At 59.6% G+C, this 14273-nt stretch carries 16 protein-coding genes and 1 pseudogene; 9 read left to right on the top strand and 8 right to left on the bottom strand.

The features are described from left to right. The first annotated feature begins 1 nt into the window (after position 1). The 4 genes from BS629_RS35895 to BS629_RS35880 all read left to right on the top strand — a co-directional run bounded on the left by BS629_RS35895 (position 2) and on the right by BS629_RS35880 (position 2898). The gene (locus BS629_RS35895; protein WP_018245710.1) at positions 2–787 is read left to right on the top strand and encodes a transporter substrate-binding domain-containing protein; all 786 of its coding nucleotides are present in this window, start codon (positions 2–4) and stop codon (positions 785–787) included. An 80-nt stretch (positions 788–867) separates the two neighbouring features. After that, positions 868–1539, top strand: a complete 672-nt coding sequence (locus BS629_RS35890; RefSeq protein ID WP_018245709.1) for an amino acid ABC transporter permease — start codon at positions 868–870, stop codon at positions 1537–1539. Further along, positions 1536–2195, top strand: a complete 660-nt coding sequence (locus BS629_RS35885; RefSeq protein WP_018245708.1) for an amino acid ABC transporter permease — start codon at positions 1536–1538, stop codon at positions 2193–2195. Before BS629_RS35890 ends, BS629_RS35885 begins: the two co-directional genes overlap by 4 nt. Then, complete coding sequence (locus BS629_RS35880; RefSeq protein WP_018245707.1) at positions 2173–2898, top strand: amino acid ABC transporter ATP-binding protein; 726 nt, start codon at positions 2173–2175, stop codon at positions 2896–2898. The genes BS629_RS35885 and BS629_RS35880 overlap by 23 nt, the downstream gene beginning before the upstream one ends. A 148-nt stretch (positions 2899–3046) precedes the next feature. On the opposite strand, the gene BS629_RS35875 is transcribed toward BS629_RS35880, so the two are convergent. The 8 genes and pseudogenes from BS629_RS35875 to BS629_RS35845 form a co-directional block, all read right to left on the bottom strand. After that, positions 3047–3418: a type II toxin-antitoxin system RelE/ParE family toxin gene (locus tag BS629_RS35875; RefSeq protein ID WP_018245706.1), complete on the bottom strand. Its 372-nt coding sequence runs from the start codon at positions 3416–3418 to the stop codon at positions 3047–3049. After that, positions 3418–3675: a ribbon-helix-helix domain-containing protein gene (locus BS629_RS35870; protein WP_018245705.1), complete on the bottom strand. Its 258-nt coding sequence runs from the start codon at positions 3673–3675 to the stop codon at positions 3418–3420. Before BS629_RS35870 ends, BS629_RS35875 begins: the two co-directional genes overlap by 1 nt. A gap of 268 nt (positions 3676–3943) precedes the next feature. Beyond that, a pseudogene (locus tag BS629_RS40400) lies at positions 3944–4033 on the bottom strand (PspA/IM30 family protein); the annotation flags it as partial. A gap of 294 nt (positions 4034–4327) precedes the next feature. Continuing rightward, complete coding sequence (locus tag BS629_RS35865) at positions 4328–5329, bottom strand: IS30 family transposase (protein WP_018245704.1); 1002 nt, start codon at positions 5327–5329, stop codon at positions 4328–4330. A gap of 261 nt (positions 5330–5590) precedes the next feature. Further along, complete coding sequence (locus BS629_RS35860) at positions 5591–6508, bottom strand: oxidoreductase (RefSeq protein ID WP_018245703.1); 918 nt, start codon at positions 6506–6508, stop codon at positions 5591–5593. A 50-nt stretch (positions 6509–6558) separates the two neighbouring features. Then, positions 6559–7128, bottom strand: coding sequence for a TetR/AcrR family transcriptional regulator (locus tag BS629_RS35855; protein WP_018245702.1), 570 nt, complete (start codon positions 7126–7128; stop codon positions 6559–6561). A gap of 421 nt (positions 7129–7549) precedes the next feature. Further along, positions 7550–7894 (bottom strand): YkgJ family cysteine cluster protein, encoded by a 345-nt coding sequence (locus tag BS629_RS35850; protein WP_018245701.1) that lies wholly within the window; start codon positions 7892–7894, stop codon positions 7550–7552. 162 nt (positions 7895–8056) lie between these two features. Next, positions 8057–9064, bottom strand: a complete 1008-nt coding sequence (locus tag BS629_RS35845) for a nitroreductase family protein (protein WP_018245700.1) — start codon at positions 9062–9064, stop codon at positions 8057–8059. A gap of 338 nt (positions 9065–9402) precedes the next feature. On the opposite strand from BS629_RS35845, the gene BS629_RS35840 reads away from it, so the two are divergent. From BS629_RS35840 to BS629_RS35820, 5 genes are all read left to right on the top strand, one after another. Then, positions 9403–10173, top strand: coding sequence for an aspartate/glutamate racemase family protein (locus BS629_RS35840; protein ID WP_018245699.1), 771 nt, complete (start codon positions 9403–9405; stop codon positions 10171–10173). Positions 10174–10206: 33 nt separating this feature from the next. Next, positions 10207–11124 (top strand): ABC transporter permease, encoded by a 918-nt coding sequence (locus tag BS629_RS35835; RefSeq protein ID WP_018245698.1) that lies wholly within the window; start codon positions 10207–10209, stop codon positions 11122–11124. Further along, positions 11124–11927, top strand: coding sequence for an ABC transporter permease (locus BS629_RS35830; protein WP_018245697.1), 804 nt, complete (start codon positions 11124–11126; stop codon positions 11925–11927). The genes BS629_RS35835 and BS629_RS35830 overlap by 1 nt, the downstream gene beginning before the upstream one ends. Before the next feature lie 47 nt (positions 11928–11974). Then, positions 11975–13078 carry an ABC transporter substrate-binding protein gene (locus BS629_RS35825; RefSeq protein WP_018245696.1) on the top strand — a complete coding sequence of 368 codons (1104 nt, stop codon included), beginning with the start codon at positions 11975–11977 and terminating at the stop codon, positions 13076–13078. Between the two features lie 66 nt (positions 13079–13144). After that, positions 13145–14209, top strand: a complete 1065-nt coding sequence (locus tag BS629_RS35820; RefSeq protein ID WP_018245695.1) for an ABC transporter ATP-binding protein — start codon at positions 13145–13147, stop codon at positions 14207–14209. The last annotated feature ends 64 nt before the right edge of the window (positions 14210–14273 follow it).

Below are 14273 nucleotides of genomic sequence, written 5' to 3'. Positions count from 1 at the left end.
CATGCTGACAAGACGAGTATTTTTCGCAATCGCGACCCTGGCTGCAACCTTTGGCTTCGGCTCCACGTCTCACGCCGATGCTCTCGCCGACATCACGGCGCGCGGTACGCTGCGTGTCGCCGTCCCGCAGGATTTTCCGCCCTTCGGCAGTGTCGGCACCGATATGGCGCCGATGGGCTATGATATCGATGTCGCCAATCTCATTGCCGAAAAGCTGGGCGTCAAGACCGAACTCGTGCCGGTCACCAGCGCCAATCGCGTCCCCTATCTGCAGACGAATAAGGTCGATCTGGTCATATCAAGCCTCGGCAAGAATGCCGAGCGCGAAAAGGTGATCGATTTCTCCGTAGCTTACGCACCCTTCTTCAACGGCGTGTTCGCGCCGGCCGATGTTTCGATCGCCAAGGTGGAAGATCTCGCGGGCAAGAGCATCGGCGTCACGCGCGGCGCTGTCGAAGATCTCGAGCTGACGAAGATCGCGCCAGCCGACGCGACGATCAAGCGCTACGAAGACAACAACGGCACTATCTCGGCCTTCCTGTCTGGCCAGGTCGACACCATTGCGACCGGCAACGTCGTGGCTGCTGCGATCCTCGCCAAAAATCCCCCCAAGCGCCCTGAGATGAAGTTCCTCATCAAGAACTCACCCTGCTACATCGGTCTCAACAAGGAACAGGCAGCCCTTCTGGAGAAGGTGAACGGCATTATCGCTGCGGCCAAAACCGATGGCGCGCTGAACGCCATATCGCAGAAGTGGCTCGGCGCCGATCTCCCGTCGGATCTGTAAGGAACCCGGTCTCACGGATGTCATCCCGCGCCGCGCGCGGGATGACATGACGCTCCGTCACCGCAAGAGGGGACAATTCCTTGAGTTACCATTTCGAATTCGGCTGGCTGCTTGAATATTATCCTGACATCATCAAGGGCATACTGATCACCCTGGAGCTCATCGCGATCGGCGGAGTGCTCGGCATTTCGCTCGGCATTTTCTGTGCCTGGGTGCGCGCACTCGGCCCGGCCTGGCTGAAGCCTGTCGTTGCGACCTATGTCGAACTGATCCGCAACACACCGTTCCTCATCCAGCTCTTTTTCATCTTTTTCGGTCTGCCGTCGCTCGGCCTCAAGCTTTCCGAACTGACGGCCGCCAACCTTGCGATGGTCGTCAACCTCGGCGCCTATAGCTGCGAGATTATCCGCGCGGGAATCCAGGCAACCCCGAAGGGCCAGTTCGAGGCAGGCGAGAGCCTTGCCATGACGCGCTTCGAAACCTTCCGGCATGTCGTTCTCGTGCCGTCCCTGCAGCGCATCTGGCCGGCGTTGTCGTCGCAAGTCGTCATCGTCATGCTCGGCTCATCGGTCGTGTCGCAGATCGCCGCCGAGGATCTGACCTTTGCCGCGAACTTCATACAATCGCGAACCTTCCGCGCCTTCGAGGCCTACATCGTCTCGACAGCCATCTATCTTGTGCTGGCGATCCTGCTCCGGCAGGTGCTGGCGGTGGTCGGCGGGTTCATTTTCCCGAGGAGGGCGGCGCGATGATCGAGTTCACACTCTGGGACATCCTGCGCAACCTGCTGCTCGCCACCCGCTGGACGGTCCTGCTTTCGCTCGTCTCGTTCATTGGCGGCGGTGCGGTCGGACTGGGGCTGCTCTTCCTGCGCATTAGCAAGCGCAAGGCATTCAGGGCGCTTGCGAAATATTATATCGAGCTCTTCCAGGGCACGCCGCTGCTGATGCAGCTCTTCATCGCTTTTTTCGGTCTCGGCCTTTTCGGGATAGATGTGCCGGCCTGGCTTGCTGCGGGATTGGCGCTCACTCTGTGGAGCGCCGCCTTCCTCGCCGAAATCTGGCGAGGCTGCGTCGAAGCGGTGGCGAGGGGTCAATGGGAAGCCTCCGCCAGCCTCGGCATGGGGCGGTTGCAGCAGATGCGCTACGTCATCCTCCCGCAGGCGCTGAGGGTCGCCATACCGCCCACGGTCGGTTTCTCCGTTCAAATCGTCAAGGGAACGGCGCTGACCTCGATCATCGGTTTTGTCGAATTGTCGAAAGCCGGCACGGTGGTCACCAATGCCACCTTCCAGCCCTTCACCGTCTACGGGCTCGTCGCCCTCATCTACTTCGCCCTCTGCTGGCCTTTGTCAAAAAGCAGCCAGATCCTGGAAAGGAAGCTCAATGTCGCTCATCGAAATCACTGAAGTCCGCAAGAGCTTTGGCACCACCGAGGTGCTGAAAGGCATCAATCTCGATGTGGAGGCCGGCGAAGTCATCGCCATTATCGGGAAGAGCGGTTCGGGCAAATCGACCCTGCTTCGCTGCATCAACGGCCTGGAGGCCATCACCGACGGCTCGATCTCCGTGGCCGGCGCGCAGCTCCTCGATGACGAAGTGCATCTGAAGGCATTGCGTCTCAAGGTCGGCATGATCTTTCAGCAGTTCAACCTCTTCCCGCACCTGACCGTCGGCGGCAACGTCATGCTGTCGCAGACCGTGGTCAAGAAGACCCCGAAAGCCGAAGCCGAGGCGACCGCCCGCAAGATGCTGGAGCGGGTAGGGCTGGGCCACAGGTTCGACGCCTATCCCGACGAGCTCTCGGGCGGCCAGCAGCAGCGCGTCGCCATCGCCCGCGCGCTCGCCATGCAGCCGACCGCACTTCTCTGCGACGAGATTACCTCCGCACTCGATCCGGAACTGGTCGCCGAAGTTCTGGCCGTGGTGCGCGAGCTTGCCGCCGAGGGAATGACGCTTCTGATGGTAACGCACGAGATGAAGTTCGCCCGCGATGTCTGCAGTCGCGTCGTCTTTATGCACCAGGGCCGCGTTCACGAAATAGGCCTGCCGGAGGAAGTCTTCGCCAATCCGCAGACGGCCGAGCTGAAGCAATTTCTCGGCGTCAATTAGGAAACGACGACATCTCTCGCTTATACCGGCCGGCATCGTCGTCGGGGATGGCGCGCGAGCGCCGCTTTGCTCGTGCGGAGGCAGACGAGGGAAGAGGCCGCGCATGCCAGACTATTGTGTCCGGTGGGCTGCTCATGGTCGACCGTCCTCAGGACTTCGACCGAGGGTGTCCCATCAACGTTTCATACTCTCTGTCGGTCAATCGTTCGACTGCCCGCAGCTGTGCGGGAATGTCCATCCGCTCGTGTAAGACCGCGGCAATGACGAAGGTTGCATCGTCAGCGACAATGTAGACGGCGTAATGGTGCTCGACTTTGTGCAATCGGAAGAGTGAGTTCCCGACGCGCTCGTCGCTCTTTGTCCTCACGCGGGCATAGGCTTCGGGGATGCCTTCAAATCCTGCCCGCAGCAGGCGGCCGTACGCCTTTGCCTGTTCGGGGGACCATTTGCGCGCCGTTTCGCGGACGGCCAAACGATAGTTATCAAGTGCGGCCGGCAGGATGAGAACGCGTGGAGCCACTAGCGCAGTTCTTCATCCAGTTCCGCGTCGACGGCATCAAGAGCCGAAAGGGGCAGCATTTCTCCGCGCCGGAATTCCCCTTCCGCCCGCAGCAGTGATCGGATGGCATAGCGGCGGTCTTCTTCGCGTGCCATATCTTCGCGAATAAGGGCGCGCACATATTCACTCGGGGTCGTGTACTGGCTCTTCCCGTTGGCGCGCATATCGACAAAGGCGCGCATTTCATCGGGCAAGCTCACATGCAGGCTGCTGGTCATGCCGCACCTTCCTTCAAATTTCTGAATGAATTGTTGTGTATCCATACCTCGATGTCAATATTTGACATCGAGACGTTCGGTTGCAGACCGGGATGCTCGCCTGGATCATGCAGGGACTCGCCAGATCGTAAGGGAATCCGTCTGATTAAGGCATCCAGCCGCAGATAGCGACGATGAATCTTTCCACCTGCTGGCCAACAAGCGAGCAGGCGCTCCAATCCGCAGGCGTGCCGGGAACGGCAGGCAATGCTGCCGTTCCCGGGAATTGTCAGTCTTTGCTGCCAGTAGGGGCGGGCAGCAAGACGGGCTCGGCCGAATGTCTCGGCAGCATCAATTGTGCAAGAATGTAGTCGGCTGAGCCCAAGCAGCTCGGCGGCTTGGACAACACTTAGGCGTCGATCACGGATCTTCTGAATGACTTCGAGGCGATGCAATTCTTTCTGCGACATGGTGATCAAACAGGGCATGACGACTCCGACCGCTCATGGTCTCGACCAGGCTGAAGGTCGTCATCCTTGCTCCCAACGTTGGCATTGACCAGAACGTCGAGAGGCGAGACTGTCGCATCTCTAACTGGCCCAACTGTCGCATTACTAAATAGCCCTTGGAGAATCTACACCAAGTGCAACATGGGCGTTTGAAGGGTAGGGGATCAGCCGCATTCACGCAAATGCGCCATGAAGACCTCGGCCGGTGTTTTGTAGCCCAAGCACTTTCTTGGCAGCGAATTCAGCTGATGGGCGAGGTCGACAAGTTGCTTCTGAGCGACATTGGACAGATCCGTATCGCCAGGCATGAAGCGTCGAATGCGCTTGTTGGTGTTCTCGACAGCGCCTTTCTGCCAAGGCGAATTGGGATCGCAGAACCAGCTCCTGGCGCCGATCCCATCTTCCAAAGCCCTGAAAGCGGAGAACTCCGTGCCGCGATCAAAGGTGAAGCTTCGGCGTGCAAAAGACGGCAATGGTGAGAAGGCATGGATGATCTTGTCCATGATCGGTCGCGAGTGACGGCTGCGGTTCTTGATCATCACCGTATAGCGGCTCTTGCGCTCGACGAGAGAGGTGACGTTGGTCTCTCCGAGTTCACGCCGGAAGATCAGGAGATCGCCCTCCCAATGCCCGAACTGTGATCGATCATCAATAAAATCAGGTCGTTGGGAGATTCTGTAGTCGAGCGGGATTAAGCCGTCGCGCGGTTTGCGTGCGCCGCGGCGCCGACGCCTGCGCCGTCGTTCCGGCAGGTGCTGATACAGCCCGAGCGGATAATATTCCTTGCAATAGATGAAACGATAAATCGTTTCCGGGCAAATGCGCACAGGACTGACGCCATCGGCGAGAAGCCGGCCAGCGATCTGCTCAGGTGACCAATGCGCCTTCAGCCGGTCGATGACGAGATCGCGCAGATGCGGATGGCGTCTGAGTTTGCGCAGCCGTCGTCGGCGCTCCTTGCTCATGTCGTTGGCGATACCGCTGTAATAGCCGCTGTATTCCGGAAATTCGTGATCCTGGAACGTATTGCGTTTAAGCTCGCGATAGATCGTCGAACGATGACGACCGAGTTGGCGGGCAATCTCCGAGACGGAAACCTTGCGTTCTCTAAGATGAAAAAGACGCTTGCGATCAGGCAGGGTGAGCTGCGAATAGCAAAGGGACATGCATATATCTCCAAGGCGAAGCCATTGTTTTTATAAGCATGTCGCACTTGGAAATAGAATGTACCCCGGCTACATCAATCGATCGCATAACGTAGTTTATGGAACTACTTCGAGAGAGGAAGAACATGGCTGTTTGCAAGCGTGCCCCAAAGGTGCAGCGGGACGAAAACTTCGGCGATCATAGATTTGGCTCCGTGAGTTCGGCCCTGATTTTTCCCTTGCTTTCTGCTTGAAGCATCTGCTTCGGGCTTAGTGTTTCTATCAGGCGGGGGCCAAGCCCGGATCGATCCCGGTCATCGCAATAGAGACGTCCCAGAGACGCTTTGACAGAGTTGGATCCTGGGCATCGGGGGCACGTTTCGCCTCACCGGACGGACCCCGAATTCCGCCAAACCCGGTTGGCCCGTAGTAACCACCCGGCATCACCTTGCCTGTCGCCGCCTGCAGCGCAGGCCAGGCCCCCTTGGCCGCGCTGTTGAGGAGCAGACCGACGATCGGACCCACGAGTTGGATGATCCCCATGTGCCGCCCAAGACTGGTACTCGCAACGCCCGGATGGCACCCGACAGCCGTAACTGGAGAATCTGCAGACCGTAGGCGCCGATCCAACTCGAAAAAAAACAGTGCGTTTGCCAACTTGCTGCCGCCGTAGCGGCCGTTCTTGTTATAGCTTTTCTCGGCGTTGAGGTCGTCCCAGTCGATCCTCCCCTTCAGGTGCGCAATGCTGGATGTCACGACGACACGCGATCCCGGCGTTTCTGCCAGCTTTGGCAAGAGCAACGTTGTCAGCCCAAAAACGCCAAGATGATTGACGCCGAACTGGGACTCGAAGCCTTGCTCGGTGCGTGTCAAGGGTGGGTTCATGATGCCTGCATTGTTGATCAACGCGTCAATGCGCGGTTCTCTCGCGGCAATTTCAGCCGCAGCTCGAACGTTGTCGAGATCGCCCAGATCAAGTGGCAACCAGGCTAGATCAGCCTTTGGCGTAATATGCCTGATCCGCGCTATTGCCTGCTCTGCCCTAGTGCGTTCCCGGCATGCCAGCAGGACACGAGCGCCTCTTGCAGCAAGCACTTGTGAGATTTCAAAGCCAATACCTGCGTTGGCACCTGTGACGATGAAGGTCTTTCCCGTTTGGTCGGGAACACTCGCTTCCGTGAAACCAATAGAATGAGCCATGTCGCTTTCCTTTTAAATGAGTGTTTAGGCACTCAATAATGAGTCAAATTTTATGTGGCGGTACCTTTCCAAAACAGGTCGAAACCAGCCTGTCGGATGTTCTTGTCCTGTTTCGGGTTGGCGGTTATCGCATTGATCGTGATTTCGGCAAGGCCGAACAGGACCGTATCGATATAGAAGTCAATCCTTTCAGGATCGGCACGTCCGGCAAGACATGCTGCGACGATTGCCCGTGCATCGTGGACCATGGCTTTGCTTTTTTGTCTGCTCTGCGCGGTTACCCGATCCGAAACCTTGAGCTGTCTGACAGCCTTGCGAGCCGTCGAATTGGTCAATCCCCAATCCACCAGACGGTCCCACACGCGTCTTAGCCTTTGGCGAGGAGCGTCCCCATCCGGATATGGAGCAAGCATCCGCTCCATCAGATCGATTTCGATCGACACGAAGAGTTGATTGAGAAGATCGTCCTTGGTTGGAAAATAAGTGAACAGCGTTCCCTCGGACACACCCGCAGCCTTTGCAATCTTCGCGGTCGACGCCTCAGTTCCCAAGCGGGCTACAAAATCGCATGCCGCCTCAAGCAAGGCTTGCCGTTTTTCTTCGCTTAGAGGACGCGCCATATGACCGAGTTCAATTGAGTGAGTTATTACTCATCTAAATAAGTATCCCATTTGGAGAGTCAAGAGGATTTATTGACCAGCGGTTAGAACAGTAGCAGCTATTTTGAACGCATCACTGTGCTGCTAGGTGTTGTGGGCGCTGCCGTCATTTGTCCTTGCCGTGACAGGACCCTCAGACAGCAAGCAGAGCCGAATGCTGACGAAGGAGCTGTTGGAAACGCTCGGCGTAGTCATCTGAGCGCTGCCAGCGCTACCCGCCACGCCGAGACTTTGGGCAAGTCCTCGAAGATTTGCTTTGATACCACCGGATCGATCATGTCGGTCGCGGGTGTTGAATCGCCACAGTCGGTTTTAAAGTGCCGCGCCTAGCGCGCAATCGCCGTCATAGCCAACATTGGCGCGGGGGACCGCGCCACTCATCTCAGTTGATTGGCAAATGCGCATCGATGTGACCGGGCGGCAAACTTGGCTGGCCGATCCCGAAGAACTCGCGCGCGGTCAGGCAAGCGCCATCCCCTGGGACGCAGGCGCGGCAGACGTCAGGCCGAAGATCGTACACTTGACAGGATGTCTCCGAACCGACGCGACCGACCAGTGCGGAGCAACGCGCACCGTCGCAACGCATTCCCTGCTCGTTCGCGGCTACGAACTGCGCCGGCAGCAAATCGAGAGCAGCTTCTGTTTCGGTGGAAAATCTGGGCCAGGTCGACGAATAGGAGCAGCAGGCTCCGCAGCTTCGGCAATCAAAATCGATCAGTGATGTCATGAGCCGCTCCTACCACACAGCCTGCCAATGATAAAGCTGCCGGCTAACCGCTTCTCTTGGAGCGAGCGTATCCATCTTCATCAGGCTCCTCGTCCTGACGTTGGGCCTCAAGGCGATCTTGCCGATGGTGTCGAGCGCTGCCGATCGCTCGACGATTGAGGCTTACCGGAGCGGTGGTTCGTGCGTCAGGACCATGTCGATCGGCTTTCGGGCCGATACCGGCACGCGAAAATCCGCGCGCATCTCACCGAAACCGATCAGCGTGATGATGATTTCGTTGTCGGGGATGCCGACGCAGGTCCGCATGTTGATATCCTGCTCGCGCGCCGCACTCCAGTTCAGCATGCAGGCGCCTAGTCCCTCGGCGTGGAGGCCAAGCGCCAGCGTCATGGCGAACATGCCGCCGTCCACCCATCCCTGGTTTCGTTCGCCGACCGTGTTCCAGTGCGACAGGTCGACCGTCACGACGAATACGCCGCCGAGCTGCTCGCCGAAGCCGCGATTGCCGTCGTGATGGGCGAGAACGCGGGCGATCGACGGCTTCTCGGTGAAGGCGTAGACACGGCATGTCTGTCGGTTGCAGCTCGAAGGCGATTGCTGGGCCGCACGGATGGATCTTTCGATCTTCTCGAACGCGACTGTCCTGTTGCTGTCATACTGGCGCACGCTGTGGCGTGCCTCCATGAAGGAGACGAAATCCATCCGCGCGTGCCTGACGATCTCGGCTGCACTGACCGCCTCGCTGCCGCCGGGCCGGATATTGTGCCCGATGCCGGCGACGACGAGCAGATCGTCCAGCAGTGCCTGTGCCTCGCTGACATCGCCCTGCTCCGCATTGAAGGCGACATAGGCCGAAAGCACGGAAAGGCCGATATCGGCCGAAGCGTCATGGCCATGCTGCTCGATATAGCGGCGCGTCTCTGCCGCCAGCAGCCGCACCTTGTCCATGCCGAAGCCGTTGCGCGGATTGGAAAGCGACATTCCGTATTCCAGCATATGTGCCAGGAGATGGATATGTGCCCGCCGGTTTTCGCGCGACTGTGCGCCATCGATGAAGGAGGCGCGGCGGAAACGGCGATAGTCATAGGCGAAATTCGCAAACAGGCGCCACGCCGTTCTGGCGCGGTTCTGGAAGGATGATGCGGAAGGCACGGCTTTGGCCGAAGGCATGGCACGATTCCCCGGTGATGAGCAGGCGGTCTTGAACCTACTGTCGTCGATGCAGGGTTATTCGTCTGCTCGGCCTCGTCAAACCCCCTGATGGCGGCAGATTTTCACGCTGGAATGCAATGCTTCTGGAATTGATCGGTCGAGAAGCATTTGTTTTAAAATCGCTTTTTCTTGCGCACCCTATCCGTTCGAATAGGTTATCCACCATCCGTACCGGCCGATGACCCATCCGAATCACATCCGCACCTACTCATTTCAGAACTTCCAAGCCGGGGCGGACTGCGGCACCGTAAGCCCATGAATTGCCCAGAGCGAATTGCGCATCAAGGAGGCCGGCCGTGCAGGATAACGTCGTAGAAATTCGCGTGGTGTCACCGATCGTCACCAAAGGATTTCGCAAAGTCGCCGATCTCCGGGCACTGGAATATCCCGGCATCAAGGTCAGTCACTCGCAGATTACGGCCGGACCGGGATCGATCGAGAGCGAGTTCGAGGCTGCCCTCTCGGTGCCCGGAACAATCGCCGAAGCGATCAAGGCGCAGAATGAAGGCGTCCACGCCGTCATCATCGACTGCATGGGCGATCCGGGTCTCAGGCCGTCGCGGGAAGCCGTGACGATCCCGGTGCTTGGACCCTGCGAGACCGGCATGCACCTTGCGGCGATGCTCGGCCACCGGTTTTCCGTCCTCACCGTGATGCGCCGACTGCGCGCATCCTTTGAAAACACCGCGGCCGTCGCCGGCCTTTCGACCAAGCTTGCCTCGGTGCGTAGCGTCGATATTCCCGTTCTGGAACTCGAGGAAGATCTCGACCGGACCAAGGCGATGCTGATCAAGGAAGGCATCCGGGCGGTTGAGGAAGATGGCGCCGAGGCGCTCGTCTTCGGCTGCACCGGCCTGATGGGCTGCGCCTTCGCCCTGCGCGAGGGACTTCTGGCGCACGGGATCGACGTGCCTGTCATCGATCCCATTCCCGCCGCTGTTTCCGTTGCTGCCGCGCTGGTGCGTTCGAACCTTGCCCACAGCAAGCTGACCTTCCCACAGCCGCCCGAAAAACAGTTGCTCGGCTACGACTATATTCATCTGCCCATGCCGCTTGCGGCCGAATGAGAGAACGCTGGACGTTCCATTGAGAGGACAGAGATGGCGATTGCGCAAACGGACACCATGACACGAACGGAAAAGCGGAAAGGATCGACCACCGCTCTTCAGGATTTCCGCCTGTGGTGGCTGGTCATCCCGGCGCTCCTCGTCTTCCTTGTCTTCTTCGTGATCCCGACCGCATCACTCTTCGGGCTCGCCTTCAACAAATCCGTCGCCGGCGTCATCGCCCTCAACAGCCAGATCACCTTCGACAATTTCGTCCGCATCTTCACACGGGCGAGCTATTATGAATCGATCCTGCGCTCGATCTGGATTTCGGCCATCGTCGGCGCCGCTTGCCTGTTCTTCGGCTATCCCCTCGCCTACGTCATCGCAAAGACGGTGAAGCCGAGCCGCGCCACGCTGTTGATGATCCTCGTCCTGTCCTCCATGCAGCTCGACATGGTCATCCGCATGTACGGACTGATGGTGCTGCTCGGCGATAACGGCCTCATCAACGGATTTCTCCTCAGGGTCGGGGCGATAACAGCGCCACTGCCGCTGATGTATAATGTCTTCGGCGTCATCGTCGGGCTGGTGCAGATCACCCTGCCCTTCATGGTGCTGTCGCTGATCGGTATCATCAAGGCGATCCATCCCTCGCTCGAAGAGGCAGCCCGCAGCCTCGGCGCCTCGCGTTGGCACGCCTTCGTCACCATCGTGCTTCCGCTCTCGATGCCCGGAATCCTGGCCGGCACGCTTCTGGTCTTTGCGCTTTCGATCAGCTCCTACGTCGTTCCCGCCTTGATGGGTGGCTGGAAGGTGATGGTGCTGCCCATCCATATCTATCAGCAGATCGCCGAAGTCGGGCGCTGGCAGTTCGGCGCCGCCATCGCCGTGGTGCTCTTCGTGACGAGCATCGCAGCCGTTGCGGTCTACCACCAGGCGGCGGTCAGAACCTCGGGGGGGCGCACCTGATGCGTGAAGAATCCGCCATCCCCCTTGCCTTCAAGGCCATCTCGCTGCTGTCGCTGGCGATCCTCCTGGTGCCGGTCTTCATCGTGGTGCTTGCCGGCCTGAACTCGGGCGATTACCTGACTTTTCCGCCGGAGGGCCTGTCGCTGCGCTGGATACAGGCGTTCCTGACTTCGCCCGTCTTCCTCTCGGCCTATGGGGTCAGCTTCATGATCGCACTGGTCTCGACGCTGATCTCGACGGTGATCGGCACGATGGCGGCGATCTATCTGACCCGCTCGCAGAGCCGTACCTCCAGCATCTTGCGCGGCTTCTTCATGCTGCCGATCGTGCTGCCCGGCGTGGTGCTGGGACTTGCCCTCTATGTCTTCTACGTGACCACGGGCATCGGCCTTGCCCGCACCATGCCGGGGCTGATTATCGGCCACGTGATCGTCACCTGCCCCTTCGTCATCGCGACTGTGACGGCGGCACTGGTCGGTTTCGACCGCTCGCTGGAAGAGGCCGCCCGCAGCCTTGGCGCCTCGCCTTTCACCGCTTTCCGGTTGGTGACGCTGAAGATCATCGGGCCGGCAATTTCGGCGGGCACGATCTTCGCCTTCATCGTCTCGTTCGGCCAGTTCGAAGTCACGCTGTTTCTGTCGACGCCGAACCTGCAGACGCTGCCGATCGCGATGTATGTCTCGATGCGCTACCAGTTCGAGCCGACGGCCGCCGCCGCGGGCATCTTCGCCATCGCACTCGTCATTCTCTCCACCGTGCTGACCTCCAGACTCGTCAACCTGAAACGCACCTTCGGGGGATGAATACCGCTACGCCTACACATCAACGATAGAGCAAAAAGGGGAACTTCATGACTGAGAAAACGACAGGGCATACCCGCCGCACGATCCTGAAGATGGGCGTCGCTGCCACCACGCTGCCCCTGTTCAACATCAATCACGCCTGGTCGCAGGATGTCGCCTTCGACGGCAAGGTCTTTGATGCCGGCGGCGCGGTGCTGCGCGTCGGCGAATGGGGCGGTCCCTGGGGCGAACTGGTCAACAAATATCTGCTGACCGACTTCCAGAAGGAGTTCAACTGCAAGATCGAATACGACTCGACCTGGCCCTGGTTCCCAAAATTCGTCGCCGGCGGCGCCGAGAAGCCGCCGCTCGACATTACCAACTGGAACTTGCCGGAGATGTTCAAGACGGCAAAGGCCGGCGATTTCTTCCTAAAACTCGACGAACTGCTGCCGAACGTGCCGAACGCCAAGAACCTATGGCCCTTCGCCACCGCCAATGGCGTCGGCGTCACCTGGGCCTTCAACCAGTATGGTTATGCCTATCGCACCGATCTGGTTTCGCCGCCGCCCTCGTCGTTCAAGGATCTCTGGAAGCCGGAATTCGCCGGCAAGCGCGGCACCTACATCACGTCAAACACCTTGCAGATGGACTTCTTCCTCGTCGCCTGCGGCATCTTCGGCAAGGATCAGTACGATCTTGATGCCGGCTACGAGGCGATGAAGGCGCTGATGCCGGCCAAGATCTCCGATTTCACCGGCAACATGCAAACGCTGATGGACCGCGGCGAAGTGGTGGTCGCCGTGCTCGACGATGCCGAGCCGATGCAGGCCCGCGACAAGGGCGCGCCTTTCGCCTTCTGGTACTGGACCGAACAGCAGCCGATCCTGACGCAGACCTATACGATCAGCCGTTATGCCGAGCCGGTGCAAAAGAAGCTCGCTTTTGCGCTTCTTGACCGCGCCCTCGATCCGACCTTCATCGGCAATATGGGCAAGGAATTCTACCTGCGCCCGACGGTCAGCAACGCCGTCCTGCCCGACAATCTCGCCAAGGCCGGCGTCGTCAACAGCGCCGACGCCATCAAGGGCTTCTGGGTGCCGGACTGGAATTCCTACCTCGAAAACGAAGACGACATCGTCGAAACGGTCAACGGCATTTTCGCCAGCTGATGCCGCCGCGACGGGCGGTTCCGCGCCGCCCGTCGCACATCTTCATAACAGGAGAGCCTTCGCCGCATGTCCGATATCCATCTGAAAAAGCTCGCTAAATCCTACGGCGATAGCGTCGCGGTCGCCGGCATCGACCTGCACATCGCCGAAGGAGAGTTCTTTTCCCTTCTCGGCCCATCGGGATGCGGAAAATCGACGACGCTCCGGATGATTGCCGGCTTCGTGCCGCCGAGCGGCGGCGAGATTCTCATCGGCCGCGACGACGTGACGAGATTGCCGCCGGAGAAACGCGACATCGGCATCGTGTTCCAGAACTACGCGATCTTCCCCCACATGAACGTTGCCGACAATATCGCCTTCGGCCTGAAGCTCCGGAAGCTGCCGAAGGAGGAGATCCGCAAGCGCGTCACCGCCGCGCTGCGCCAGGTCGGGCTTTCCGGATATGAGGAGCGTTTCCAGCGCCAGCTTTCGGGTGGCGAGCAGCAGCGTGTCGCCCTTGCCCGCGTGCTGGTCACGGAGCCCCGCATCCTCCTTCTCGACGAGCCGCTGTCGGCACTCGACAAGAGCCTCAGGGAGGAAATGAAATACTGGATCAAGGATCTACAGAAGAAGCTCGGCATCACCACCGTCTATGTGACCCACGACCAGGACGAGGCCCTGACGATGTCCGACCGCATCGGCGTCATGCAGAAGGCGCACATCGTCCAGGTCGGGACGCCCGAGGAAATCTACGAACGGCCGAAGACGCTGTTTGTCACCACCTTCATTGGTCATTCGAACGTGATCGACGTCACCGTCGGCGCCAATGACGGGCAAGGCATGACCGTGCTGCTGGAGGGAACCGTGTTGCCGACGCGGGGTCCCGAAGGCCTGGCCGCCGGGCAGGCGGCAAAGCTGGTAGTTCGCCCCGAGAACGTCATCATCGGTCCCGACACCTCATCCGGCGTCAGCCTTCCCGCGACGGTCGTCAGCGAAACCTACCAGGGTGCGCTGGTGCGCTACCGGCTGGCCATCGGTTCCCAGGAGATTGTCGCCGAGCGCCAGAACCAGTCCCGCACCGAACGATTTTCCCCCGGCGCCGCCGTCACGGTCGGCTGGGACCCCGACCGATCCGAGGCACTCGTCGCCTGAAGCAACACGGAAACAGCGAACATCGCCAGCACCGGAGCCATCCGCTCCGGCGCCACGGCCAGGC

Origin of the sequence: Rhizobium leguminosarum bv. viciae USDA 2370, from assembly GCF_002008365.1 — a bacterium.
In the GTDB taxonomy this organism is placed as follows: domain Bacteria; phylum Pseudomonadota; class Alphaproteobacteria; order Rhizobiales; family Rhizobiaceae; genus Rhizobium; species Rhizobium leguminosarum.
This window is presented reverse-complemented; position numbering and strand designations above follow the sequence as displayed.